The organism is Nocardia sp. NPDC046763 (genome assembly GCF_040645495.1).
Lineage (GTDB): Bacteria > Actinomycetota > Actinomycetes > Mycobacteriales > Mycobacteriaceae > Nocardia.
In genome coordinates this window covers 91,446-115,761 of the sequence record NZ_JBEYYI010000016.1, presented here as the reverse complement: position 1 = coordinate 115,761, position 24,316 = coordinate 91,446, and the positions used below count along the sequence as shown (strand labels likewise).

Genomic DNA, 24,316 nt, shown 5'->3' with positions numbered 1-24,316 from the left:
GACGTACCCGGTGAGTTACCCCAACCGTCACGACTTCAGCTGTCGCGCTGGCATACGCAAATCCGATTACCCGTAAGGTAATCGACTCACGGCTCGGCGTCGGGCACAGTCGATCTCATGACCGACATCGAGATCGCCACCGCCCCGACGGGCGCACAGCTGTTCGCCACCATGCCGTTCACCGAGGGCCTCGGCGTCCAGGTCCTGGAGTGCGGCCCGGAGCTGGTGCGCAGCCGCCTGGAGTGGCGCGAGAACCTGTGCACCCTGGGCGGATCGATGCACGGCGGCGCGCTCATGTCGCTGGCCGACGCCACCGCCGCGGTGTGCGCCTTCCTGAATCTGCCGGCGGGCAAGCAGGGGACGACCACGGTGGAGTCGAAGACGAATTTCCTGCGGGCCCTGCGCTCGGGGCACGCCACCGCCACGGCCCGTCCGCTGCACGCCGGGCGCAGCTTCATCGTGGTGGAGACCGAAATCCGCGACGACGCGGGCAAACTCGTCGCCAAGGTGACCCAGACCCAGGCGGTGCTGTAGTCGGGCCACCGGCGTCCGACTACCCGACGAGGATCGGCACCAGATACGTGCGCGCGAATTCCGCCAGCTCGTCCGGGGTTTCCAGCGCGGCCGCGCCGCCGTCCACGAGTATCAGCGAATGCACTATGCGGCAGCTGATTTCGGTGCGCGCGGCCAGATCGGCCGGGGCCTCGAACAGGCCCCGCGCGGCAGCCCGCTCCAGGATCTGGATGGTCGCCGCGACGGACACGGCGAAGGTGGTCGCACCTTCGACGGTGAGTTTCACCAGGATTCGGTCCGGCTCGACCGCGAGCAGCCGTTGCACCAGCGGATGGGCCCGCCAGCTGGTGATGACGGTGACGAAGATGTCGGCGACCAGTCCGGGCAGGTCGTCGTGCCGGTCCGGCATGCTCGACAGCTCGGCCAGCAGGTTGCCGACCTCGCGGCTGACGACTGCCTGCACCAGGTCGTCGCGGGAGCCGAGCCGGCGGTAGACGGTCACCCGGTCGACCCCGGCCTGCTTGGCGACATCCTCGATCGTCGTCTTCTTGACCCCGACCTTCTGGAACTGCACGAGCGCCGCGTCGAGGATGCGCGTCTCGATGTCATCGGCGGCATCCGTGCGGGTCAGCGGGTTTTTCGACGCGGTCGTCACGGGATCCACGCTAGCAGGCACCACCCCCGATGCAACAATCTCGGACAATTTGTGGCTGCAACATTGCAATAGGATTTGTTGCGCTGTACGGTTCGGTCATGGCTGACAAGGCTGGCGCGACGCAGCGCCACTACCGCGACGAGGCGCACGCCATCTCCGCCCGCGACGTGCGGTTCGATTTCGATTCCGTTCCGCTGCACTACATTCCGGGCGAAGTCCTGGCAACCCACATTGTCGACGTCATGCACCTGGTGCTGCCGGAGGGCGAACGGGCCATGGCGCAGACGCTGTCGGAGGCCCTCCCCCACATCCACGACGAGCGGTTGCGTGAGGAGGTGACCGGGTTCATCGGGCAGGAGTCCATGCATGCCAGCAGTCACGAGGCGGCGCGCCGGCACCTGCAGTCCCTCGGGCTGGACGTGGACTCCTATGTCGATGCCATTGCCTGGCTGGTCGATCGGATTCTCGGCGATCACGGGCTGAGCGGCCGGGCCCGGGAGGAGTGGCTCAAGGAGCGGCTCGGCCTGTTCGCCGGGATGGAGCACTACACGGCCGTCATCGGCGAATGGCTGCTCAATGCCGACATTCTGGAGGCCGAGGGCATGCATCCGGCCATGCTGGACCTGGTGCGCTGGCACGGGGCCGAGGAGGTCGAGCACCGTAGCGTGGTCTACGACGCCTACATGTATCTCGACGGCGGGTATCTGCGGAAGGCGCGTACCGCGGTGCTGGCCAGCGCGACGCTGCTGCCGCTGTTCATCGTGTCGGCCGGGTATCTGTATCGGAAGGATCCGTCGCCGCGAAAGGGGCGGTTCTGGGCTCGGCAGTTCCTGAGTGCGACGCGGCGCGGCGTGATTCCCAGCTGGACGGTGTTCTTCACCGAGATTCCGCGGTATCTGCGGCCGGGCTTCCATCCGTCGCAACTGGGTCCGATGGATGTGGCGCTGCGGTATCTGGCGCATTCCCCGGCGGCGCGGGCGGCGGCCGAATGAGCGCGGGGGCAGCGCCCGTTTCAACGCAGGCGATGCCCGCGACCCTGCGGGTGCTGGGCGGAGTGATGGACGCCTACAAGCGGGTGTTCGTGAGCGGGCGCGCCGCATCGGTACTGTCGCCGGCGAATCCGGTGCGCCGCAGCGGTTTCGAGCTGGCCACCGTCGTGGAACGGCTGGAGCGGCCCGCACCCGATGTGCTCGCGGTGACGCTGCGGGCCCCGGACGGGCGGGAGCTGCCGAGCTGGCGGCCCGGGGCGCACGTGGATGTGTTCCTGCCGTCGGGGCGGCAGCGGCAGTACTCGCTGTGCGGGGATCCGCGGGATCGGACCCGGTACCGGATCGCGGTCCGGCTGATCCCCGACGGCGAGGGCGGGTCGCGCGAGCTGCACGAGTCGCTGTGGGTCGGGGACCGCATGCGAATTCGCGGGCCGCGCAATGCTTTCACGCTGGTGGACGCGCCATCGTATCTGTTCCTGGCGGGCGGGATCGGCATCACCCCGATTCTGCCGATGGTGCGGGCCGCAGGATCGCGCGGGCGACTGGTGTACGCGGGACGGTCGCGGGCGACGATGCCGTTCCTGAACGAGCTGCCCGACGCGGAAATACGGCCCGATGACGAGGTCGGACCGCCCGATGTCGCCGCCATCATCGCGAGCGCGGCACCCGGTGCGGCCGTCTACGTGTGCGGTCCGCCCGCCATGCTGGCGGCGGCGCAGCGCTGCCGGTTCGCACTGGATCCGACGGGATCGCTGCACACGGAACGCTTTTCGGCGCCGCCCGTGGTCGACGGGCGAGCCTTCGACATCACCCTGGCGCGTAGCGGCCGGACGGTCCGGGTCGGCGCGGACGAGACGGCGTTGACGGCGGTGCGGCGGGTGCAGCCCGATGTGAACTACTCCTGCCGCCAAGGCTTCTGCGGCACCTGCAAGGTCGGGGTCCGCGCGGGCGACGTGGACCACCGCGACCGGCTGCTCACCGCGGCCGAGCGGGAGAACCGGATGCTGCTCTGCGTGTCCCGCGCCTGCGGCGACGCGCTCGTGCTCGATCTCTGAACGCGGGGAAACTCATGTCGATTGATACGGAAACAGCCGTGGCCGAACCTGACTCGGGCGAGACCGAGCATGTCGGGATCGCCGTCGTCGGGGCGGGATTCGGGGGCATCGGCCTGGCGATCAAACTACGCGAGGCCGGGTTCGAGGACCTGGTGATTCTCGAGCGGGCCGAGGATCTGGGCGGGACCTGGCGGGCCAACACCTATCCCGGGTGCGCCTGCGATGTGCCCTCGCAGCTCTACAGCTATTCGTTCGCCCCGAACCCGGACTGGTCGCGGACCTATGGGCGGCAGGCGGAGATCCTGGAGTATCTGCGCCGGGTCGCCGTGGACCACGATGTGGTGCGGCACATCCGATTCGGCGCCGAACTGCTGGATGCCCGCTGGGACGAGGAGCACTCGCGGTGGCGGGTGGAGACCAGTCGGGGTGCGCTCACCGCCGATGTCCTGATCTCCGCGGCGGGCATCTTCGCGGAGGCCAGATATCCCGAGCTGCCCGGTCTGGATCGGTTCGCGGGCAAGGCTTTCCATTCGCTGCACTGGGATCACGACCATGATCTGACCGGCGAGCTGGTGGCCGTGATCGGGACGGGCGCGTCGGCGGTGCAGTTCGTGCCGGAGATCCAGCCGATTGTCGACCGGCTGCTGCTGTTCCAACGCTCCGCACCGTGGATCGTGCCGCGGATGGACCGGCGCACGCTGCGGCTGGAACGAACGTTGCTGCGGCGGATTCCTCTCGCCCGGAAGGCGATCCGCGGCGGCTGGTATGCGGCCATCGAGGGCTTCGGGCTGATCTCGCTGGTGGACAAGCGGTTCCGGCATCCGTACGAGGCACTGGGCCGGTTGCAGCTGCTACGGCAGGTACGCGATCCGGCGCTGCGCAAGACCCTGACCCCGGACTACGTCATCGGATGCAAACGCGCCATCTTCTCCGATGCCTACCTGCCCGCGCTGGATCAGCCGAATGTCGAGGTCGTCACCGACGGCATCGCCGAGGTGCGCCCGCATTCGATAGTGCTGCGCGACGGCACCGAGCACGCGGTCGACACCATCATCTTCGGCACCGGCTTCACCTCGATTCCGTCGGCGTATCACCGCTATATCGGGCGGCACGGGCAGTCTCTCGCGGACCTGTATCACCACGAGCCGCAGAGCTATCTCGGGGCGGCCGTCGCCGGCTTCCCCAATTTCTTCTGCACGCTGGGGCCGTTCGGCGCGGCCGGGAACCAATCCGCCGTCTACATGATCGAATCCCAGATCGCCTACATCGTGGATGCGGTGAAGGCCATGCGCGACAGGGGAATCGACCGTATCGAGCTGCGTCCCGAGGTGCAGGACGACTTCCTCGACGAGATGGACCGTCGCAGCGCCGACACCGTGTGGCTGACCGGCGGCTGCCAGAGCTACTACACCACCGCAGACGGCCGCAATGCCGGCCTGTACCCCAACTGGAGCTTCGAATACCGCCGGCGCACTCGGCGTTTCGACTCCGACTCCTACGAAATGAGCCGCTGATGTCCACTCCGCGTTGCCTCCCCGGTCCCGGCCCCTTCCGTCCCGCGGGGCGGGTCGCCCTGATCACCGGGGCCGGTCAGGGTATCGGGCGCGAACTCGCCGGGATGCTGTACCGGCGGGGTGCGTCGGTGGCCATCGTCGATGTCGATGCCCGGGCCGCCACCTCGCTGGCCGCCGCACTGGGTGATCGGGCGCTGCCGGTGATCGCGGATGTCTCCGACCGGGCCGCCATGGCCGAGGCGATTCCGCAGGTGGTCGCCTACTTCGGGCATCTCGACATCGTGGTGGCGAACGCGGGCGTGGTGCCGCCGCCGGCGACGCTGCGGACCATGGAGCCCGCCGAGTTCGACCGGGTCATCGGCATCAACCTCACGGGGGTGTTCAATACCGTGCACCCGGCGCTGGACCACATCATCACCGCGCGGGGGCATGTCGAGGTCGTGTCCTCGTGCGCCGCTTTCGCTCCGGGGATGGGCGGCGCGCCGTACATGATCAGCAAGGCGGCGGTCGAGCAGCTCGGCCGGGCGCTGCGGGTCGAGCTGGCGCCGCACGGGGCGTCCGCGGGCATCGCCTATTTCGGGATCGTCGACACCGAGATGACCCACTCGACCCTCGACCGGGACGAGCTCGGCCGCCGCATCGAGGCGCTGCTGCCGTGGCCGCTGAGCACCCGGATCACCGCCGAGCAGGCCGCGCGCACCATTGCCGACGCCATCGAACACCGGGTACCGCAGGCTATTTCGCCGCTGGCCTGGACGCCCTACTCGCTGTTGCGCGGCGTGATCAATACGGTGCTCGATTCCCGCCTGGCCCGCGATCCGCGGGTGCACGCGCTGCTGCGGGAAGTCGAGCGCCGCAGTCTCGAAAAGCCGCCCGCACCAGCGGAAGCACCCGTCGACAGGGCGCGCGCGGAGGCGCTTTCCTGATCTCACATCGCCGCGATCAATTCCATTGCAGCTCCGGCGAGTACAGATCCAGCCAGGTGCCGATATCGATGGCCCGGTCGAGACCGACGCGGACCTGCGGGGCCATGCGGGCCGGGTCCTGTTCCACGGCCCGCAGTAGCCACTCACGGTCGAGGAGGTCGAACAGTGGCGAATCATGTTCCATCAGGCGTTCTTTCACGTGCTGCTGCAGATTGGCGGCGTACCCGGGGTCCTGGGTGGACGGGTACGGGCTCTTGACGCGGTCCGCGACCGATTGCGGCAGCACGTGTTTCGCTGCCGCCCGCAGCAGGCTCTTCTCGCGGCCGTCGAAGGTCTTTAGTTCCCAGGGCGTGTTGTACACGTACTCGACGAGCCGGTGATCGCAGAACGGCACGCGCACTTCGAGTCCCACCGCCATGGACATGCGGTCCTTGCGGTCCAGCAGCTGGCGGACGAAGCGGGTCAGATGCAGGTGGCAGACCGTGCGCATACGGTGTTCGAGGTCGGATTCACCCGGGAGGTGATCGACCTCGGCGACGGCCGTGGCGTACTGGTCGGCCACGTATTCGGGGAGGCGCAGGCGGCCGCGCAGGTCGGGGTGAATGATGTCCCAGCGGGATTCGAGGGTGAAGGCCGTGTTGAAGGCGAGCCATGGGAAGGTGTCGGCCTTCAGGGCCACGCCGTCGTGGAACCAGCGGTAGCCGCCGAATACCTCGTCGGCGGATTCGCCGGACAGCGCCACGGTCGACTGCTCCCGGATCGCGCGGAACAGCAGGTACAGGGAGCTGTCCAGATCGCCGAGGCCGAGCGGCAGGTCGCGGGCGCCGATCACCGCCCGGCGCACCGAAAGATCGGAGAGCTCGGCCGGATTCAGCACCACATCGCGGTGCTCGGAGCCCACCAGGTGGGCGACATCGCGGACGAACGGGGAATCCGGGGTGTCGCGCATCTCGTCCGGGACGAAGTTCGCCTCCTGGTTCACGAAGTCCACCGAGAAGGTGCGCAGCCGCTCGCCACGGCGGGCCAGCTGCCGGGCGGCGAGGCCGGTGATGGCGCTGGAATCCAGGCCGCCCGACAGCAGGACACAGCGCGGCACGTCGGACACGAGTTGCCGATCGATGATGTCGGTGAGCAGGTCGCGCACCTTCTCCACCGTCCGGCCGGTGTCGTCGCAGTGCTCGCGGGCGGTGAGCCGCCAGTAGGGGCGCCGGCGGATTCCCCTGCGGTCCACCGTCATCACCGTGCCGGGTAGGAGCTCGGTCATTCCCCGCCACAGCGCCCAGTCGGGAGCCTTGGTGAACGCGAACAGTTCCCGCATCCCGTCGATGTCGACGGCCGTGCGGACGAGCGGATTGGCCAGGATCGCCTTCGGCTCCGATCCGAATATCACTCCGTCCGGCGTCGGGTGGATGTACAGCGGCTTGATCCCCATCCGATCCCGTACCAGCACCAGCTTCTCGCCCTGCTGATCCCAGATCGCGAACGCGTACATGCCGTTCAGCCGCTCCACCACCCCCTCGCCCCACTCCAGATACCCCCGCAGCACCACCTCGGTATCACTATCGGTCCGGAAGGCATGCCCCAATCCCCTGAGCCGAGATCGCAATTCGCGATAGTTGTAGACCTCCCCCGAATACACGATGGCTACCTGTCCCCCACCGGTCTCGGCCACCATGGGCTGCGTCCCACCCGGCAGATCGATCACCGCCAGCCGCCGGTGCCCCAGCGCCACATGCTCGCACACGAACGTCCCCCGCGCATCCGGCCCCCGGCACGCCATGGTCTCCGTCATCCCGTCCACCACCCCCTGCCGCCGCGTCAGATCCGCCTCGAACGACACCCACCCTGCAATCCCACACATTCGGGGACCTCCAGATTGTTAGCAACGTGAACTATCTGTAATTCCGTTGTAACACATCGGAACCAGCATCAGACAGTGGTCCAGAGAAACCTGCCGCAATCGAGACATGTTGCCACGCAATAGCTTTGATCAAGCTCGCGCCCGAAGTTCTGGATCGACCACGAAACTTCCCTGAGTGCGCCGCGCGAAACTCGTCGTGACGGCGGTCGCGGGCGTGGGCGCGCTGCTGCTGGCCGCGGCTCCGACAGCGAACGGGCGGGACCTTCGAACGCGACCTCAGATTATCAACGAATCCAGCTCCGCCACACCATGATCCGCACCACCGACATCACGCATGGCCACCCACCCACATCGGTGTCGCTGCGGTACCAATCCCTCAGCTAATAGCCCTTCGGGCCGAAACCCGATGATCTACCTAGCGTGTCACCTCAGCATCAGAGCGATCCAGGTCAGGCCGGATGACCGAACTTCCCGTCGACCACACCAGAGGTGAAGGCATCCCACTCACCCGGCCCGAAGACTAGAGCCGGACCGGTCGGATTCTTGGAGTCCCGGACACCGACCATGCCACCGTCCAGATGCGCGACCTCGACGCAATCACCTTGACTGCCACTGAAGCTACTTTTGAACCACTTGGGCTCGGAGGGATCAATGCTGCTCACGCTCATACTCCTTCGTCACCCGGCGTACCAACTCCCGGGTGGGTCCTTCGTCCAGTGCCGAGCTTCGAATCGCTGACGCAAGCTCACTATAGAGTCGCACTTCGTCGGGTTTTTCCAGGTACACGTCCTGAGTCGGCCCGCCCTCGATATACACGATGGGCGGTTCTACTGGCTCATGCCTGGAGTCAGCGTCGAACTCCAAGACCGTGAACGACCCTCGTGGCATTCCCCAGGTCATCCCCGCCGCGAACGGGTGAATGCGCACCGTGAGGTTGTCCAGCTTCGATACTTCGGCCAGGTGGCGCAACTGGGCGGCCATGGTCTGCCGGTTGCCGATCATCCGGTGTAATGCCGACTCGTGCAGCAACACCTCCAGGACAACAGGATTGGTCTTGCGAGTAACAATCGCCTGTCGCTTCAGCCGATGTTCGACTCGGCGGTCGATGTCGGCGGAATCGACAAATCCCGGATACGCGCCGATGATGGCGCGGGCATAGTCAGCCGTCTGCAGGAGACCTGGAATGTGCTCGTGGTAGGTGATCAGTCGCCGCGCAGCTGCTTCGAGTCCCACATACATGTTGAACGCCTCCGAATACAGCCCGCCATATGCGTGATACCAGCCTTGCATCCTGGCCACTGCCGCCAAATCGGCTGCGGCAGCGGCATCGCCGGAGGCGACCCCGTAGATCTCACACAGTGCACGCACGTCTTGCTTGCGCACCTTCTGGGTCTGGCCTGCCTCGATACGCTGCAGAGCCGACGCGGACAAATCGACCAGTTTCGCGGCGGCCGCGATGGTAAAGCCGTTGGCTTCGCGCCATTCGCGTAGAAACCGACCTAATTGCCGCCTCGGCAGCGTCGAACTCGGAGTGTTCCCGGTGTCGTCGTCGTACGCACTGGTCATGTCGACGTCCCATCACTACGTGAAATCGGGTCGATCGGAGCACGAAATCGGGTACGGTCCACAGGATTTACGGATCGGCTCATGGAGCTTTGGACGACTTCGGACCGGGTACCCAATATCACTGTATCCGCTGCATCGCCGGTGGTGTGCTGGAACCACAACGACAGCAGGGAGACAGCGAGATGTCGAGCGACAACCAGTGGTCGGTGCAGGCGATCATCGACCGCATCGAAGGTGAGCGGAAGGTTGCCGACTCCAACCCCATGGGTGCCGAACGTATCCGCGGCGGGTATGCGATCCGCGGGTTGTGGTCGTGCTACTCGGATCCCAGCGAACTCACTGCCGCGCAAGCGCATACGGCCATGCAATTGCATCTCGGGTGCGGCGTTGATACCTGCCGGGTGCGGTGGCGGGCACGCACCGCGCTGGTCGCGGCCGGACGCATGGTGCTGGACCCGCGTGCCACGCGCACCAGGGAAGCCCGGAGATCGCCGCTCACCTTGCTGCGCGACGCGCTGTCCGGTTGGGGTGCTGTGTTTCTCGGCGGTCGCCATGCCCTGCGATGACTGCGACCGGGATGATTACGACCGAGTCGAGATCCAAGTGATCCAGGATGTTCTCGATATCGTCGAGGTCCGCTTGCGCGACCACGAGCGGTGCGGATGGCGACTGACCGTGCCCCGCTCCCAGATCTACGCAACCATCTTGCATGCGGTCATCGTCAGCGCGCGTGAATCACACCGAGTCCCGGCCACTCTCGACCGGGCCGCCATCCTCGACATCATCCTCGATGGTGCCGATCCCCCGGATTCCGGTCCGACGCCGAGCCCGGTCGACAACGTCATCCGACGCCACACCGCGAACATGAATTGACCTCGCAAAACTCCCCACGCTCTCGAGGTTCAATGGGGAGTGGGTACGGCCTCCGGCCGGTGCAGACGTCAGAATCACGCACTATCCCCAGGCATTCGGCGAAATCTCGTTTCCGCGCTCCCTAATCGGCATCGCAGGCATGAACCGCATGATGCGGTCGCCATCATCGTGCTGTCCGCCCGCACCGCCGTGGCCGGCAAGATCGCCGCCCTGGACGTCGGCGCCCGTGTCAGGGGACGAGGTGGTGGGCGGTGCTGCGCAGCGTCCACGCGGGGGTGCGATGGTGGAGAGCGGTGGCCGTCAACGGCGGGATGTCGATGCGCCAGAAGGACTCCGCCGGGGCGTTCAAGGCGAGCAACACCGCAGCTCGGACCACGGCGGGGTGAGTGATCGCGACGATGCGGTCGCCGCGGCCGGTCAGGGATGTCAGCCACGAGCCGACGCGGTCGAGGAGTCCGATGATGGATTCGCCGCCGTGGGCGTGGTAGGCAGGATCGGTGAGCCAGGCCATCAGGTGATCGGGCGGGAGTGTGTCCATCGACCGGCCGCTCCAGGTGCCGTGGTCGATATCCCGGAGGGCCGGCTCGGGAGTTCCGGTCAAGTTCAGACCGTAAGTTGTTTGGGCCGTACGGATTTCCGGGGCGTGGTAGACGACGGCGGGTTCGAGGCCGGGGAGGCCACCCGCCTTCTCGACCGACCGCGACCCGAGCGGGTTGAGCGGTTCATCGGCCGGGAAGCGGGCGGCCTGCACGGCGTCGGTGATCGCGTGCGTCACCAGGGTGAGGCGGGCGACCGCGCTCATCCCGCTACTTCGGTGGCGGTCGAGCGGTCGCCGAGCAGGCGCGGGGCGAGCCAGGCGAAGCCGACGCCGATGACCGCCCACAGGATCAGCTGGGCGGCAAAGGAATACAGCCGGAAGTGATAGAGATCGTCGGCGGGGAAGCCGGGGTACACGATCGTTCCGGACGGATCCTTCAGCGGCTGCGGGGTTTCGGTGGTGAAGTCGCCGTACTCCCGGTTGGCCGAGAGCTTCCCGAGGGAGGGGAGCAATGCCATGACCGCGCCCATGACCACCACGAAGGCCGCGGAGGCCGCGATGGTCGCGGTCCAACTGCCCAGGCGTGCCGCCAGTTTGCGGCCCAGCCAGATGACAGCGAGCAACACGACCGCACTGATCACGATCATCCCCACGAACAGCGCCGTACGTTCCTTGATGGTCTCCGGATGCCCGATCGAGGGCGGGTTGGCCGGGTATTTCAGGAACGGCACCGCGTACAGCACCAGGAACATGCCGCCCGACACCAGCAGCGCCAGATTGCGGGGGGCGAGCTTGCCGGCCTTGCGCAGCGCCAGGAAGTAGACGACCGCGAACAGCGCACCGAGCGCAGCGCCGAACACGATCAGGCCGAAGCCCAGACCGATGTTCTCCTGCTGGGTGCGGGTGAAGATGTCGGGACCCATGTCGGCCATGGGCTTTCCGGCGGCCTTGTCGAGGGCCATCTGCACGTCGTCGCGGCCGGATTCGTAGTCGATGGCCCGGTTGATGATGGGCTCGGCCAGGATCCGGGCGAAGACGAACGCCAGCAATCCGCCGAGTGCGCCCAGCAGGACTCCTCGGCCGATGATTCGCTTTTCCATTGTGGTGACTCGATTCCCGCGACTAGTGGCAGGGGAACCCGAGGAAATGTCGTCCGTCGTGCACGAACTCGTGGACGTGCATGTCACTGCCGAAGATCGACACCGCGCCCTGGTCGATGCCGATGAAGTAGATCGCCAGCAGCGCGAGAACGGTGGTGCCGACCAGCCACAGAGCGGTGGTGGGGAGGGCGAGAGCGCCGGTGCCGAGACCGGAACGAGGAGCGTAGGACGTAGCCACGATGACTCCTCGAGTCGGGGGGATTTTCGCGTCCCCGCAGTTGATCGAAACCACGATGCGAGGGTCTGACTCACACCCGTCAGGGGTGTTCACAGTGGCGCGACCGTTCCGGAATTGCACCGGATTCCTCGAGACATCGTCGAATTACCATACGAAAGCCCGTCCGCGCTGGTCAATCCGGGTGCATCCGGCCGTCCACCCATTGGGATAGGACCGGCCGTGCGCGAGGTGGCGGCAACCTTCGCTATATTCGCCATCGCAGCTGGTTCGCCGGAGGTGGAGTCGAGGAGCCCCTGATCCATCCGATGGCGTCGAAGCCCGGCGGTGCGTCGACGCGCCGCGCGGGTGAGAGGGAACCCGGTGAGAATCCGGGACTGTCCCGCAGCGGTGAGTGGGAACGACAGCCGTCATTCGCACTGGGCGCATGAAGTGATGCCTGGGAAGCGACGGCCAGTAGGACCAGCCCCGGCCCCGAGCGCCGGGGCCGACCCTTCCCGGGTCGATGCCCACGAGTCCGAAGACCTGCCCGTTGTGCCGGATACGCCGTATCCGGCGGTCGTCGCCTCGTGGATTGGGCGGTACGCCGAGTGGGACCCGGGCACGGGATCGATGCTTTGCGGGCTCCATCAGCGTGCGCTCTGTGTAGGCGGCGGCCATCGGCTGCTGACCATGGAGTTCATCAATGTTGAACCCTGACAACACTTTCACCGCCACGGTGCTCGGATTGCCCCGCATCGGGCCGAACCGGGAGCTCAAGCGGGCGATCGAGTCGTACTGGGCCGGGCGGATCGACGCCGCGACCCTGCACGACATCGCGGCGGGACTGCGTGCCGCACAGCTCGTGCGGGTGCGGGACGCCGGGCTGGATTCGGTTCCGGTGGGGACGTTCTCGTACTACGACCAGGTGCTCGACACCGCGGTGCTGCTGGGTGCGCTACCCGATCGGGTGCGCGGCATCGAGGACGAGCTGGATCGGTACTTCGCCGCCGCACGCGGGACCGCCGAGGTCGCGCCCTTGGAGATGACCAAGTGGTTCGACACCAACTACCACTACCTCGTGCCGGAGCTCTCGGCCATGACCGAGTTCTCGCTGCACCCGGACAAGCCGCTCGCCGAGCTGAAAGATGCTCTGGCCCTGGGCATTCCGGCGCGCCCGGTGATCGTCGGACCGATCACGTTCCTGAAACTGGCCAAGTCGATGGACGGCAGCGACCTGCTGGACCGGCTGCCGGATCTGCTGCCGCTGTACGAGCGGCTGCTGGGCCTGCTGGCCGAGGCGGGCGCACGCTGGGTGCAGCTCGACGAACCGGTACTGGTCACCGACCTGAGCGAGACCGAACTGGCGCTGGTGCACACCGTCTATCGTCGGCTGGCCGACGTGTCCGCCCGGCCCGCACTGCTGGTGGCCTCGTATTTCGGCCGTTTGGGTGCGGCGCTGCCGATGCTGGCGGCGACCGGTGTCGAGGGAATCGCCGTCGATCTGGTCGCAGGCGGCTACGCGGATGTGGTTGCGGCGCAGTCGCTTCGGGACGTCGTCGTCGTGGCCGGCATCGTCGACGGCTACAACGTGTGGCGCGTCGATCCCGATCGCGCGCTGCCCCGTCTGGCCGCCCTACGCGACGGTGGCGCATCGGTCGCCGTCTCGAGTTCCTGCTCGCTGCTGCATGTTCCGTATGCCCTGGACGCCGAGACGACGCTGGAACCGCGGCTGAGCTCGTGGCTGGCCTTCGGCGCGGAGAAGATCGCGGAGATCCGGATGCTCGCGAGCGCCCTACATGAGGGGCAGGACGCGGTCGGCGAGCAACTGGAGATCGCGCGAACGGCGGTGCGGGACAGGCGATCCGATGCCCGGCTGCACAACGCGACGGTGCGGGCCCGCCTGGCCGGGGCAATCGGCGCCCGGCGCGCCCCGGCTGAAGAGCGGCGGACCCTCCAGCAGCAACGACTGCACCTGCCGCTGTTGCCGACCACGACGATCGGCTCGTTTCCACAGACCGGCCGGATTCGGGTAGCGCGCGCGGAACTGTCGCGCGGGGAGATCGATCGGGCCGAGTACGACGCGCGGATGCGGGCCGAGATCGCCGAAGTCGTTGCGCTGCAGGAAGAAATCGGCCTGGACGTGCTGGTGCACGGCGAGCCGGAGCGCAATGACATGGTGCAGTACTTCGCCGAGCAGCTCGACGGATTCGCCGCCACCGTGCACGGCTGGGTCCAGTCTTACGGCACTCGATGCGTCCGGCCCCCGATCCTGTTCGGCGACGTAGTGCGTCCGGCGGCCATGACGGTCGACTGGAGCAGCTATGCGCAGTCGCTGACCGCCAAGCCGGTCAAGGGCATGCTCACCGGGCCGGTCACCATCCTGGCGTGGTCCTACATCCGCGACGATCAGCCGGTCGCGGACACCGCACGCCAGATAGCGCTGGCGATCAGGGACGAGACGGTGGATCTCGAGGCGGCGGGTATCGGCATCATCCAGGTGGACGAGCCAGCGCTGCGGGAACTGCTGCCGCTGCGCCGCGCCGACCAGGCCGCCTACCTCGACTGGGCGGTGGAGGCGTTCCGGCTGGCGACCTCCGGTGTCGCGGACGCCACGCAGATCCACACGCACCTGTGCTACTCGGAGTTCGGCGAGATCATCGGCGCGATAGCGGGATTGGATGCCGACGTCACCTCGATCGAGGCCGCGCGCTCCCACATGGGGGTGCTCGACGACCTCACTGCCGCGGGCTTCGACCTGGGTGTGGGACCGGGCGTGTACGACATCCACTCGCCGCGCGTGCCGAGTCCGGAGGAGATCGAGAAGTCGCTGAGTCTGGCGTTGAAAGCCGTTCCGGCCGACCGGCTCTGGATCAATCCGGACTGCGGGCTCAAGACGCGTCGCACCGATGAGGTGACCGCCTCGCTGCGCAACCTGGTCGCGGCGGCACAGGCGCTGCGCTGACCGTGCGCCGGGGCGCTCCGTGCCACGGGGCGTCCCGGCGTCGTTTCCACGGCCCGGCTGAAGGCGCGGCCGACACGCGGTGTCACCGCAACTTTCACAGATTTGCAGGGTCGGGTCCGCAAAAGTAGGCAATTGCGAGGGATTCAAGCCGAAGACTGCGCTCGGTAGCGTCCGGAATGTACCGGTGAAATCGACGTCTGGGAGGACCCGACCGTGAAGCACCATCTCGTCCACACCCACCGCTCCGCCGAGCCCTTTCCCCGCGCGGAACACCTCGCCTGGCGGATCGCCGAGGTCGCCGCGGATGCCGTGGAGGTCGCTCCGGAGGTGGAGGCGATGATCGTCAACCGGATCATCGACAACGCCGCGGTCGCGGCGGCCTCGATCGCCCGCCGCCCGGTCGCCAATGCCCGTGCCCAGGCGTTGGCCCACCCCTACCGGCCGGGCGCCACCGTGTTCGGGGTCGCGGGCTCGTACTCCCCGGAGTGGGCGGCGTGGGCCAACGGGGTCGCGGTGCGCGAACTCGACTTCCACGACACCTTCCTGGCCGCCGAGTACTCGCACCCGGGTGACAACATCCCGCCGATCCTGGCCGTCGCGCAGCACACCGGACGCAGCGGCCGCGACCTGATCCGCGGTCTGGCAACGGGTTACGAGATCCAGGTCGACCTGGTGCGCGCGATCTGCCTGCACGAGCACAAGATCGACCATGTCGCCCACCTGGGCCCGTCGGCCGCAGCCGGGATCGGCACGCTGCTCGGCCTGGATACCGAGACCATCTACCAGGCCGTCGGTCAGGCCCTGCACACCACCACCGCGACCCGTCAGTCCCGCAAGGGTGAGATCTCGAGCTGGAAGGCCTACGCACCGGCCTTCGCCGGGAAGATGGCCGTCGAGGCCGTGGATCGCGCCATGCGCGGCGAGGGCGCGCCCGCACCGATCTGGGAGGGCGAGGACGGTGTGATCGCCTGGCTGCTCGGCGGCCCGAACGCCGAATACTCTGTCCCGCTACCGGGTTCCGGCGAGCCCAAGCGCGGCATCCTCGACACCTACACCAAGGAGCATTCGGCCGAATACCAGAGCCAGGCCCCGATCGATCTGGCGCGGCGGATGCGGGAGCGGATCGGTGACCTGGATCAGATCGCGTCGATCGTGCTGCACACCAGTCACCACACCCACTACGTGATCGGCACCGGGTCGAACGATCCGCAGAAGTTCGACCCCGAGGCTTCTCGCGAAACCTTGGACCACTCGGTCATGTACATCTTCGCGGTCGCGCTGCAGGACGGCACCTGGCATCACGAGCGCTCGTACGCTCCCGAACGCGCGCAGCGGCCCGACACCGTCGAGCTGTGGAAGAAGATCTCCACCGCCGAGGACCCGGAGTGGACGCGGCGCTACCACTCGACCGATCCGAACGAGCAGGCCTTCGGCGCCCGCGCCGAAATCACCTTGAAGAGTGGCGAAGTCATCGTCGACGAGCTGGCCGTGGCCGACGCCCACCCGCTGGGCGCGCGCCCGTTCGCCCGGGATCAATACATCGCCAAGTTCCGCACCCTCGCCGAGGGCGTCATCGAGCCCGTCGAACAGGACCGCTTCCTCGAGGTGGTCCAGCGCGCGGGCGGGCTGTCCGCGAACGAGCTGTCGGAGCTCACCTTCACCGTGCCGCCGGATGTGCTCGCCCGCGCGCCCAAGTCGCCGAAGGGACTGTTCCGATGACCGGCCTGCTCGCCGCCGCCACCTCCGCCGCCGACAAACGCGCCACGTTCAAGGCGGGTCTGAACTCCGGCAAGATCCAGCGGTTCCCGGGTGCCTTCAATCCATTGGTGGCCAAGCTGATTCAGGAGATCGGCTTCGAGGGCGTCTACGTCTCAGGCGCGGTACTCTCCGCTGATCTCGGCCTGCCCGACATCGGCCTCACCACCCTGACCGAGGTGTCCGGGCGCGGGCAGCAGATCGCCCGGGTCACCGACCTGCCGGTGCTCATCGACGCCGACACCGGATTCGGCGAACCCATGAGCGCCGCCCGCACGGTCACGATAATGGAGGACGCCGGGATCGCCGGCCTGCACCTCGAGGATCAGGTCAATCCCAAGCGCTGCGGCCACCTCGACGGCAAGGCCGTGGTGCCCACCGCTGATATGGTGCGCCGCCTGCGCGCGGCGGTTTCGGCCCGCCGAGATCCGAACTTCGTGATCTGCGCGCGCACCGACGCCGCGGGGATCGAGGGCATCGACGCCGCCATCGAGCGGGCCGAGGCGTACGCCGACGCCGGTGCGGACCTGATCTTCACCGAGGCGCTGTACACCGAGGCCGATTTCGAGAGGTTTCGCGCGGCGGTCCCGATTCCGTTGCTGGCCAACATGACCGAGTTCGGCAAGTCCGCACTGATTCCCGCGCGAACGCTCGAGTCGATCGGCTACAACGCCGTCATCTACCCGGTCACCACGCTGCGTCTGGCGATGTTCGCCGCCGAAATCGGGCTACGCGAGATCGCGGCGACCGGAACCCAGTCCGGGCTGCTGGATCGCATGCAACACCGCAGCCGCCTCTACGAGCTCCTGCAATACGAGCGATACAACGAATTCGATTCCGACATCTTCAATTTCACCCTGGGAGGGAACCAGTGATGGCCGCATCGCGCAGCGATTCGATGAGGGGTGATGGCCGGGCGACGGGTGGGCCGGAGATCGCGATTCCGATCATTTACAAGGGCCTCGCAGGCGTCGTCGTCGACACCACCGCGATCTCCAAGGTGGTGCCGGAAACCAACTCCCTGACCTACCGCGGCTACCCGGTGCAGGATCTGGCGGCACACTGCAGCTTCGAGCAGGTCGCCTACCTGCTGTGGCACGGCGAACTGCCCGGTGACGCACAGCTGGAGCGGTTCCTCCAGCAGGAACGGGCCGCACGCCGGGTGGATCGGTCGCTGCTCTCACTGGTTGCCAAGCTCCCGGAGAACTGTCATCCGATGGATGTCGTCCGCACGGCCATCAGCTACCTGGGTGCGGAGGATCCGGCCGAGGACGACAGTTCGCCACAGGCCAACCAGGCCAAAGCCCTGCGCATGATGGCGGTCCTGCCGACCATCGTGGCCGCCGATCATCGCCGCCGCCACGGCCTGGATCCCATTGCGCCGCATTCACATCTGGGCTTCGCCGAGAACTTCCTGAACATGTGCTTCGGCAAGGTGCCCACACCGGAACTGGTGAGGGCGTTCGAGATCTCGCTGATCCTGTACGCGGAGCACAGCTTCAACGCCTCCACCTTCGCCGCCCGCGTGGTCACCTCGACGCTCTCGGATATCTACAGCGCGGTCACCGCCGCCATCGGCGCGCTCAAGGGCCCGCTGCACGGCGGCGCCAACGAGGCGGTCATGCACGACATGCTCGAGATCGGCGACCCGGCACTGGCCGCGGAGTGGCTGCGCAACAAGCTCTCCCACGAGGAAAAGGTGATGGGCTTCGGCCACCGCGTCTACAAGAACGGCGACTCGCGGGTACCGACCATGAAGCAGGCGTTCCTCGACATCGCCGCCGCCACCGACGGCCGGCGCTGGGTGCGCATATATGAGACCCTCGAACACACCATGGCCGAGGCCACCGGCCTCCGACCGAACCTCGACTTCCCCACCGGCCCCGCTTATTACCTGCTCGGCTTCGACATCGAGTCCTTCACCCCGATCTTCGTCATGAGCCGCATCACCGGCTGGACCGCCCACATCATCGAACAGGGCGCGTCCAACGCCCTGATCCGCCCGTTGAGCCAATACGTCGGCGTCCCACAGCGTTCCGTCGTCGCCTGACAGAGTTGGCGCGGGCATTCCAGCGGGGCTGTAGCGAGGGCGTAGGGAGAGTGGACCCGGGGTTCGTAGGTTCGGGCCATGACTACTTCGACTCATGGCACCGCAGTGTCGTTCGATGGGGCCGAGCTGGCGTTCGAGGCGATCGGATCGGGGCCGCCGTTGGTGGTGGTGCCGGGGGGACCGCGGGATTCGCGGTATCTCGAGGACCTCGGGGGGCTCGCCGAGAGCCGGACCCTGATTCGGTACGACGCGCGGGGCACGGGATCCACCGCGGCCCCGGACAATCCGGCCAAGTACGCCTATCCGTCGCTCGCCCGGGACGTGGACGCGCTTCGATCTCATCTCGGGGCGGAGACGATCGATGTGCTCGGCCACTCGTCGGGGGCGGTGGTGGCGGCCGTGTACGCCGGGCATCATCCGGATCGGGTGTCCCGGTTGGTGCTGGTCGTGCCGGGACCGGACTTCTTCGGCGGGGGTGGCGATATCGCGAGCCTGCTGAATGCCCGCGCGGACGAGCCGTGGTTCGACGAGGTGCGCACCGCCGCCGGGGAATTGGCGGCGGCCGGGCCGCAGGATCCGCCCGAGGTAGTGCTCGACCTGCTGGACCGCTATGTCCCGGCCGCGTACGGCGGGTGGGGTGAGCGGCAGCGCGCGCATGCCGCGACACAGCGCGAGCAGTTCTCGCTCGAGGCGTGGAAGCACTTCCACGGCAATGGCGATCGCACCGAGCCCGAACGCTTCCTGCCGACGTTCGGACAGGTCACCGCGCCCGTCCTGGTCGTGACGGGCGCCGCGGACGCGCTGACCGGTGTCGAAGCCGGAAACGCCGCCACCGCGCTGTTCCCGGCCGCGACGCACGTGTCGATCGCGAGAGCGGGCCACTATCCGTGGGTCGACAACGCGGCCGAGTTCAGCTCCGTCGTCGAGACTTTCCTGGCCCGCGGCCGATAGTCCGGCCATACGAAAGCGGGGTGGTCACCGATCGGTGACCACCCCGCTTTCGTACGTGCTAATCCCGCGCGGCGAATTCGTCGACATCGAACCCACCCGGGTCCGACAGCGGGAAGACCTCGAACTCCAGGTGCGAGGACAGCGGGTTGCCGTACAGCGCGTCGGTGAGTTCCTCGTGGCTGGCCACCTCGTAGACATTCAGCCCGCCGGACTGTCCGGCAATGATCCAGCTGTGCTTGATGATGCCACGCTTCACGAGATCGACGTGGTGGGCGAATCCCTCGGGCAGCCGGTGCCGGAATTCGTCGGCGCTGATGCCGATGGGGTGCTGCTTGGTGAAGACGGCGAAGAGCGCCATGCTCGAAACTCCTTCTGGTGCGGATGTTTTCTATCGGCCCGGCGCGACGGCCGCCGCCGGGACGCCGGGAGCTGTGCCGTCGACCGCGACGGGCGTCGAGAAGTGCGGCAGCACGTCCTCGGCGAAGAGTTGCACCGAGCGCCGCACGACGGCCTCGGGCGCGGTGCTGGGCGGCGTCTGCAGGCTGATCGTCACGTCGCCGAACGCATCTCGGATACGAGCGATCTGATCGACGACCTGGGCCGGCGTCCCGACAATGGTTTTGTCGGCGGCGAGCTGGGCGGCGAAGGTCCCGCCTGCGACCCGATCGACGATCTTCTCGTACCCTTCGTACTGGGTGCTGCGGGCGGTCGACCAACCGGAGACGGCCCGGGCCAGCGCACGGTGGTTCGTGTTCGCGAACTGCTCGCCGAGGCTGCGCGCCTCGTCCGCGTCGTCGGCGAGAAACGAGCTGTAGCTCAGATGCACTTCCGCCGTGGCGGGGTCGAATCCGGCGGCTTCGCGGGCCACCCGATACCGGGCGATGATGTCCTGCACCTTCTCCCGCGGGTTGATCGACGGCACCAGCAACAGCCCATACCCGGCGGTGCCGGCCCGCTCGGCGGACTCCGGGGTGATCGCCGTGGCCACCAGGATGCGCGGGTGCGGACGCTGCAACGGACGCGGCTGCAGGGTGACCGGCCCGAACGAGTGGAAGCCGTTGTCGATGGTCACATCGGTTCCCGTCCACAGCTCGACGATCGCCGCCACGGTGGCATCGAACCGCGGTCGCGAATCATCCAGGGACAGTTGGAAAGCCGCGAACTCGTCCGGCAGGAATCCGCGTGCGACACCGACATCGAGGCGTCCATGGCTGATGTTGTCCAGCACGGCCAGCCGCGCCGCGAGTTTGATCGGATGATCGAACGCGGGAACCACGGCGCCGGTGATCAGCCGGATCCGTTCGGTCCGGGCGGCCACGGCGGTCAGGAAGGTGGTGGGATCCGGGCTGTAGCCGCCGTATTCGAAGAAGTAGTGCTCGACGGTTTTGACATGGTGGTATCCGAGCTCTTCGGCGTAGATCGCGATCGCAAGCGCGTGATCGTAGTAATCGACCGGCGCCTGATCGTGCGGGCCGACGGTGGGAAAGAGGTTGATGCCGAACTTCATCGCGTCACGTCCTGGAGTGAAGGGGTGGCGGCCGGCAACGCGAACTCGGCGGCGAGGAGTTCGTAGCTGCGCACCCGCGCCTGATGGTCGTGCACCGTGGTGACGACGATGATCTCCTCGACGTCGAGATTCGAGGCGAGCGAACGGATTCGGTCACCGACGCGGTCGGGCGTGCCCCAGAAGTACCGGGGCCATTCGAAGTTCTCGCCTTCGAGGATGTCGCCGTAGCGGGCCAGCTCCGCTAAGGCGGTGTCCGGCTCCGGAACGGGCCGGACATCGTTGCGGAACAACCGATTACGCACCGCGCGCTGGGCCGAGTACAAACGTGCCGCTTCGGCCTCGGTGTCCGCGACCACCGCCGTGATGGCGGCGATCGGCGACCGCGCGGGTGCGAGCCGGTGGTATGCCTCGATGGACTCCCGGGTCGCCCCCGGATTGATGAAATGCGCGAATGCGTAGTCGATGTCGGCCCGGCCCGCCGACACGGCGCTCCCGGGGCTGCTGCCCAGCAGCCAGACATCCGGTGCGGGAGCGTCGAGCGGTACCGCGAGCGGAGCGCGCCGCGCGCCGTCGACGGCCGGGGAGCCGGCCAGGTACGCGCGCAATTGTTCGACCTTCGCGTCGACCGTCGGTCCGCGTCCGGCCTCGGGCGCCGGTCGCAGTGCCAGGGTCTCGACCTCGTCGGCGCCCGTGGACCGTCCGATACCGAGGTCGATACGGCCCGGATGCAGGGCCGTCAGCGTCCGGAACGTCTCGGCCACCTTGAACGGGCTGTAGTGCGTGAGCAGGACCCCACCCGATCCGACCCGCAGCGTCGAGGTCGCCGACGCGATCGCGGTCACCAGAATCTCGGGCGCCGAGATGGCGTGCGAGTACATGGCGTGATGTTCGGCGACCCAGTAGCGGGTGTAGCCGAAGCGTTCGGCGTGACGGGCGAGGTCGAGCGAATTGGCCAGAGCCTGCGACTGGGGCGTGCCCTCGGGGACCGGAGCTTGATCGAGAATGGACAGTCTGATGGTCATAGCGCCTCCAGGGTTTCGTCGAGCAGGGCTACCGCGTTGCGGTGCAAGGGAAATGGCGTATCCGAGGGCAGTCCGGTGCGCTCCGCGCGGCGGGTCACCGCCGCGGTGATGAGCGCGAATTTGAAACCGGCCAGCACCTCGTAGAAGGTGAGATTCCGGAGGGTCCGACCGGACAGCGCGGCATACGCCTCCACGGTTCGGTCCCGGTCGGGCAGCCCGTAGAGCCGCTGTGCGCCGATCCCCCGGCTCAGGTGCCGGTCCAGGTACAGAAACCAGGCGAGATCGCTCTCGGGTTCGCCGTATCCGGTCATCTCCCAATCGACGAGGGCGGCGACCTCGGTGTCGCGATAGATGATGTTGCCGAGCCTGGCGTCACCCCATAGCAACACGTACGGCGACCGGTGGACCGGAATATTGCCCGCCAGCCACCGCTGGGCCCGCCGGATCACCGGATCGTCCGCACAGCGATAGAAGTCCAGCGCATCGCTCCAATACCGCACCTGCGCAGCCGGACCCGCGGAACCCAGATCGGGCAGACCGGCGGTGTCCGCCGCGATCGAATGCAGTCGCTCGAGCGCGGTCAGCGCAGCCCACCAGACCGCCGTGCGTTCGCTGGGCACCAGGTCGGCGACCCACCCAGACCGGTGGTAGGACGGAAAGTCCGGCGGGACCCGGCCGTCGACGAACTCCATCAGGAAGAACGGCGCGCCCAGCACGGTGGCATCGGATTCGACGGCCAGCACCTCGGGCACGGGCACATCGCTGTGCCGACGGACGGCCCGCAGCGCATCCGCCTGCGCCACAATCGATTCGGTGGGATAGATCCCCTCGCCGGTGGCGCCGACCCGGATGATCGAACGGTGTGTGCCGCCCGCGATATCGCGGGCGGTCACCTGAATGGTCTCCGCCGAGAAACCGTTGCGCGGCAGCGAGATATCGACGCTGTCCGGATCGATCTCGAACCCGGCCGGGGTGCGGGACAGCCAGCCCAGCACCAGATCCCGGGTGCTATCCGGCGATCTCTGCAGTGGCACCGCCATGGTGTGGCCTTTCGCCGGTGATGAGCGTGGATGTCGGACCGAGCGGGGCAGCGGCGATGTCGACGAATCCCGCCGCGCGCAGCCAGGTTTCGGCCTCCGCGACGGTGTATTCGCTGCCGCCGGAGGACCACACCAGCATGTTCAGGCTGGCGAGCAGGGCCGGCGGGGTGGGGCTGACCGGGTCGAGCACCGGGTCGTAGACGGCGATGGTGCCACCCTCCGGCAGCGCCGCGTAAGCGGCGGCGATGAGCTGCTGCCGCCGATGGACGGGCCAGTTGTGCAGGACGTGCCCGAAGATGAGCACATCGGCGCTGGGCAGCGGATCGGTGAAGAAGTCGCCGGGCCGGAACGCGATCCGGTCGGTCAGCCCCAGTTCGGTGATGTGGGCGTCGAATTCGGGCTCGACCTCGGGCAGATCGAAGACCTGCGCGCTGAGGTGCGGGTGGGCTCGCACCAGTTCCGCGGCGATATTCCCGCGCGCGCCGCCGATATCGGCGAAGGTGGTGCGCTGTGACCAGTCCAGCCGGGACAGTGCCGCGCCGATGGGGGCGTTGAGCACATCCATCGCCTCGAAGAAGCCGCGGCGATCATCGGCATCGGTGAACAACGTGCCGTATGGATCACCGTCCGCCGCATCGGAATTGGCGGGCTTCCCGGATTTCAGGCTGGCCGCGAGCCCGGTCCAGGCCGGATGCAAGGTCTTGTCGAGGAAGCATAGGAAGCCGCCGAGATAGTGGGGACGGCCGCGCACCAGATAGCGGTGCGCGTCGGGACTGTTCGCGTAGCGACCGTGATCGGTGATGAGCAGTCCGGTGGTGGCGACGGCATCCAGGAAATCGCGCGACCATTCGGGTTGAATTCCGGTGATCGCGGTGATTTCGGCTGCCGGAAGATCCTTTTCGGCCAGTGCGGTGAACAGGTCGAGCTCCACCGCGGCCAGCACCACCTGGGCGCGGCGGGCCCCGGAGACCAGGCCGAGAATATGGGCGGGCGATCCACCGGAATCGGTATTGCCGAGGGTGTCACCGGGAGCGGGGATCAGCGGTGTGGAGACGTGACTCATCGAGTCCTCCTGAAGTTTGGCGTCGGAATCGACCGTAGAAAGCGCTGCTGCACGGCCCCTGGAGGATCTCTGGAGCGCGGATCCGGCCTTCGACTGTGCGCCCGAATTGCCGGATACGCTCCCGCCGTCGCAGTGAATCGCATTGCAAGGGAGATGATT

The 24,316-nt window shown here is 67.4% G+C and carries 24 protein-coding genes and 2 riboswitches; of the genes, 12 read left to right on the top strand and 12 right to left on the bottom strand.

Annotated features, from left to right (window positions below):
- Positions 1 to 117: 117 nt before the first annotated feature.
- Positions 118 to 534, top strand: coding sequence for a PaaI family thioesterase (locus ABZ909_RS25285; protein WP_357003752.1), 417 nt, complete (start codon positions 118 to 120; stop codon positions 532 to 534).
- 19 nt (positions 535 to 553) lie between these two features.
- On the opposite strand, the gene ABZ909_RS25280 is transcribed toward ABZ909_RS25285, so the two are convergent.
- Positions 554 to 1,168 carry a helix-turn-helix domain-containing protein gene (locus tag ABZ909_RS25280; RefSeq protein ID WP_357003749.1) on the bottom strand — a complete coding sequence of 205 codons (615 nt, stop codon included), beginning with the start codon at positions 1,166 to 1,168 and terminating at the stop codon, positions 554 to 556.
- A gap of 98 nt (positions 1,169 to 1,266) precedes the next feature.
- Between ABZ909_RS25280 and ABZ909_RS25275 the strand changes: the two genes are divergently transcribed.
- From ABZ909_RS25275 to ABZ909_RS25260, 4 genes are read left to right on the top strand one after another with little or no spacing between them, the layout of a single operon-like run.
- Positions 1,267 to 2,160 carry a metal-dependent hydrolase gene (locus tag ABZ909_RS25275; protein WP_357003746.1) on the top strand — a complete coding sequence of 298 codons (894 nt, stop codon included), beginning with the start codon at positions 1,267 to 1,269 and terminating at the stop codon, positions 2,158 to 2,160.
- A 32-nt stretch (positions 2,161 to 2,192) separates the two neighbouring features.
- Positions 2,193 to 3,212: a PDR/VanB family oxidoreductase gene (locus ABZ909_RS25270; protein WP_357003743.1), complete on the top strand. Its 1,020-nt coding sequence runs from the start codon at positions 2,193 to 2,195 to the stop codon at positions 3,210 to 3,212.
- Between the two features lie 38 nt (positions 3,213 to 3,250).
- Positions 3,251 to 4,726 carry an NAD(P)/FAD-dependent oxidoreductase gene (locus ABZ909_RS25265; RefSeq protein WP_357003741.1) on the top strand — a complete coding sequence of 492 codons (1,476 nt, stop codon included), beginning with the start codon at positions 3,251 to 3,253 and terminating at the stop codon, positions 4,724 to 4,726.
- Positions 4,726 to 5,652, top strand: coding sequence for a short-chain dehydrogenase/reductase (locus tag ABZ909_RS25260; RefSeq protein WP_357003738.1), 927 nt, complete (start codon positions 4,726 to 4,728; stop codon positions 5,650 to 5,652). Before ABZ909_RS25265 ends, ABZ909_RS25260 begins: the two co-directional genes overlap by 1 nt.
- 16 nt (positions 5,653 to 5,668) lie before the next feature.
- On the opposite strand, the gene asnB is transcribed toward ABZ909_RS25260, so the two are convergent.
- From asnB to ABZ909_RS25245, 3 genes are all read right to left on the bottom strand, one after another.
- Positions 5,669 to 7,513, bottom strand: coding sequence for an asparagine synthase (glutamine-hydrolyzing) (gene asnB / locus ABZ909_RS25255; RefSeq protein ID WP_357003735.1), 1,845 nt, complete (start codon positions 7,511 to 7,513; stop codon positions 5,669 to 5,671).
- Between the two features lie 449 nt (positions 7,514 to 7,962).
- The gene (locus ABZ909_RS25250) at positions 7,963 to 8,175 is read right to left on the bottom strand and encodes a DUF397 domain-containing protein (protein WP_357003732.1); all 213 of its coding nucleotides are present in this window, start codon (positions 8,173 to 8,175) and stop codon (positions 7,963 to 7,965) included.
- Entirely contained in the window at positions 8,162 to 9,079 is a 918-nt protein-coding gene (locus tag ABZ909_RS25245) for a helix-turn-helix transcriptional regulator (protein WP_357003729.1), read from the bottom strand. Before ABZ909_RS25245 ends, ABZ909_RS25250 begins: the two co-directional genes overlap by 14 nt.
- A 182-nt stretch (positions 9,080 to 9,261) precedes the next feature.
- Here ABZ909_RS25245 and ABZ909_RS25240 point away from each other — a divergent pair, with 182 nt between their 5' ends.
- Positions 9,262 to 9,645 (top strand): hypothetical protein, encoded by a 384-nt coding sequence (locus tag ABZ909_RS25240; RefSeq protein ID WP_357003726.1) that lies wholly within the window; start codon positions 9,262 to 9,264, stop codon positions 9,643 to 9,645.
- 37 nt (positions 9,646 to 9,682) lie between these two features.
- Positions 9,683 to 9,952, top strand: coding sequence for a hypothetical protein (locus ABZ909_RS25235; protein ID WP_357003723.1), 270 nt, complete (start codon positions 9,683 to 9,685; stop codon positions 9,950 to 9,952).
- Positions 9,953 to 10,181: 229 nt separating this feature from the next.
- Here ABZ909_RS25235 and ABZ909_RS25230 read toward each other — a convergent pair whose 3' ends face one another.
- From ABZ909_RS25230 to ABZ909_RS25220, 3 genes are read right to left on the bottom strand one after another with little or no spacing between them, the layout of a single operon-like run.
- Positions 10,182 to 10,754: a histidine phosphatase family protein gene (locus ABZ909_RS25230; RefSeq protein WP_357003720.1), complete on the bottom strand. Its 573-nt coding sequence runs from the start codon at positions 10,752 to 10,754 to the stop codon at positions 10,182 to 10,184.
- On the bottom strand, positions 10,751 to 11,590 hold the full coding sequence (locus ABZ909_RS25225) for a CbtA family protein (RefSeq protein WP_357003717.1): 840 nt from the start codon (positions 11,588 to 11,590) through the stop codon (positions 10,751 to 10,753). The genes ABZ909_RS25230 and ABZ909_RS25225 overlap by 4 nt, the downstream gene beginning before the upstream one ends.
- Before the next feature lie 22 nt (positions 11,591 to 11,612).
- Complete coding sequence (locus tag ABZ909_RS25220; RefSeq protein WP_357003714.1) at positions 11,613 to 11,828, bottom strand: CbtB-domain containing protein; 216 nt, start codon at positions 11,826 to 11,828, stop codon at positions 11,613 to 11,615.
- A gap of 38 nt (positions 11,829 to 11,866) precedes the next feature.
- Positions 11,867 to 11,982, bottom strand: a riboswitch (cobalamin riboswitch).
- Positions 11,983 to 12,176: 194 nt separating this feature from the next.
- Positions 12,177 to 12,352, top strand: a riboswitch (cobalamin riboswitch).
- Between the two features lie 158 nt (positions 12,353 to 12,510).
- Between ABZ909_RS25220 and metE the strand changes: the two genes are divergently transcribed.
- From metE to ABZ909_RS25195, 5 genes are all read left to right on the top strand, one after another.
- On the top strand, positions 12,511 to 14,769 hold the full coding sequence (metE, locus tag ABZ909_RS25215) for a 5-methyltetrahydropteroyltriglutamate--homocysteine S-methyltransferase (protein WP_357003711.1): 2,259 nt from the start codon (positions 12,511 to 12,513) through the stop codon (positions 14,767 to 14,769).
- A gap of 213 nt (positions 14,770 to 14,982) precedes the next feature.
- Positions 14,983 to 16,488 carry a 2-methylcitrate dehydratase PrpD gene (prpD, locus tag ABZ909_RS25210; protein WP_357003708.1) on the top strand — a complete coding sequence of 502 codons (1,506 nt, stop codon included), beginning with the start codon at positions 14,983 to 14,985 and terminating at the stop codon, positions 16,486 to 16,488.
- Entirely contained in the window at positions 16,485 to 17,399 is a 915-nt protein-coding gene (prpB, locus tag ABZ909_RS25205) for a methylisocitrate lyase (protein WP_357003705.1), read from the top strand. Before prpD ends, prpB begins: the two co-directional genes overlap by 4 nt.
- 23 nt (positions 17,400 to 17,422) lie before the next feature.
- A complete protein-coding gene (locus tag ABZ909_RS25200) occupies positions 17,423 to 18,574 on the top strand; it encodes a bifunctional 2-methylcitrate synthase/citrate synthase (protein ID WP_357003963.1) in 1,152 nt (383 codons plus the stop codon).
- 78 nt (positions 18,575 to 18,652) lie between these two features.
- Positions 18,653 to 19,525, top strand: coding sequence for an alpha/beta hydrolase (locus tag ABZ909_RS25195; RefSeq protein ID WP_357003702.1), 873 nt, complete (start codon positions 18,653 to 18,655; stop codon positions 19,523 to 19,525).
- 58 nt (positions 19,526 to 19,583) lie between these two features.
- Here the strand turns inward: ABZ909_RS25195 and ABZ909_RS25190 are convergent, their stop codons facing one another.
- From ABZ909_RS25190 to ABZ909_RS25170, 5 genes are read right to left on the bottom strand one after another with little or no spacing between them, the layout of a single operon-like run.
- Positions 19,584 to 19,883, bottom strand: a complete 300-nt coding sequence (locus tag ABZ909_RS25190) for a muconolactone Delta-isomerase family protein (protein ID WP_357003699.1) — start codon at positions 19,881 to 19,883, stop codon at positions 19,584 to 19,586.
- Between the two features lie 30 nt (positions 19,884 to 19,913).
- Positions 19,914 to 21,032 (bottom strand): LLM class flavin-dependent oxidoreductase, encoded by a 1,119-nt coding sequence (locus tag ABZ909_RS25185; RefSeq protein WP_357003696.1) that lies wholly within the window; start codon positions 21,030 to 21,032, stop codon positions 19,914 to 19,916.
- On the bottom strand, positions 21,029 to 22,054 hold the full coding sequence (locus tag ABZ909_RS25180; protein WP_357003693.1) for an MsnO8 family LLM class oxidoreductase: 1,026 nt from the start codon (positions 22,052 to 22,054) through the stop codon (positions 21,029 to 21,031). Before ABZ909_RS25180 ends, ABZ909_RS25185 begins: the two co-directional genes overlap by 4 nt.
- A complete protein-coding gene (locus ABZ909_RS25175) occupies positions 22,051 to 23,088 on the bottom strand; it encodes a phosphotransferase family protein (protein WP_357003690.1) in 1,038 nt (345 codons plus the stop codon). The genes ABZ909_RS25180 and ABZ909_RS25175 overlap by 4 nt, the downstream gene beginning before the upstream one ends.
- Positions 23,063 to 24,157 carry a methyltransferase gene (locus ABZ909_RS25170; RefSeq protein ID WP_357003687.1) on the bottom strand — a complete coding sequence of 365 codons (1,095 nt, stop codon included), beginning with the start codon at positions 24,155 to 24,157 and terminating at the stop codon, positions 23,063 to 23,065. The genes ABZ909_RS25175 and ABZ909_RS25170 overlap by 26 nt, the downstream gene beginning before the upstream one ends.
- Positions 24,158 to 24,316 lie beyond the last annotated feature (159 nt).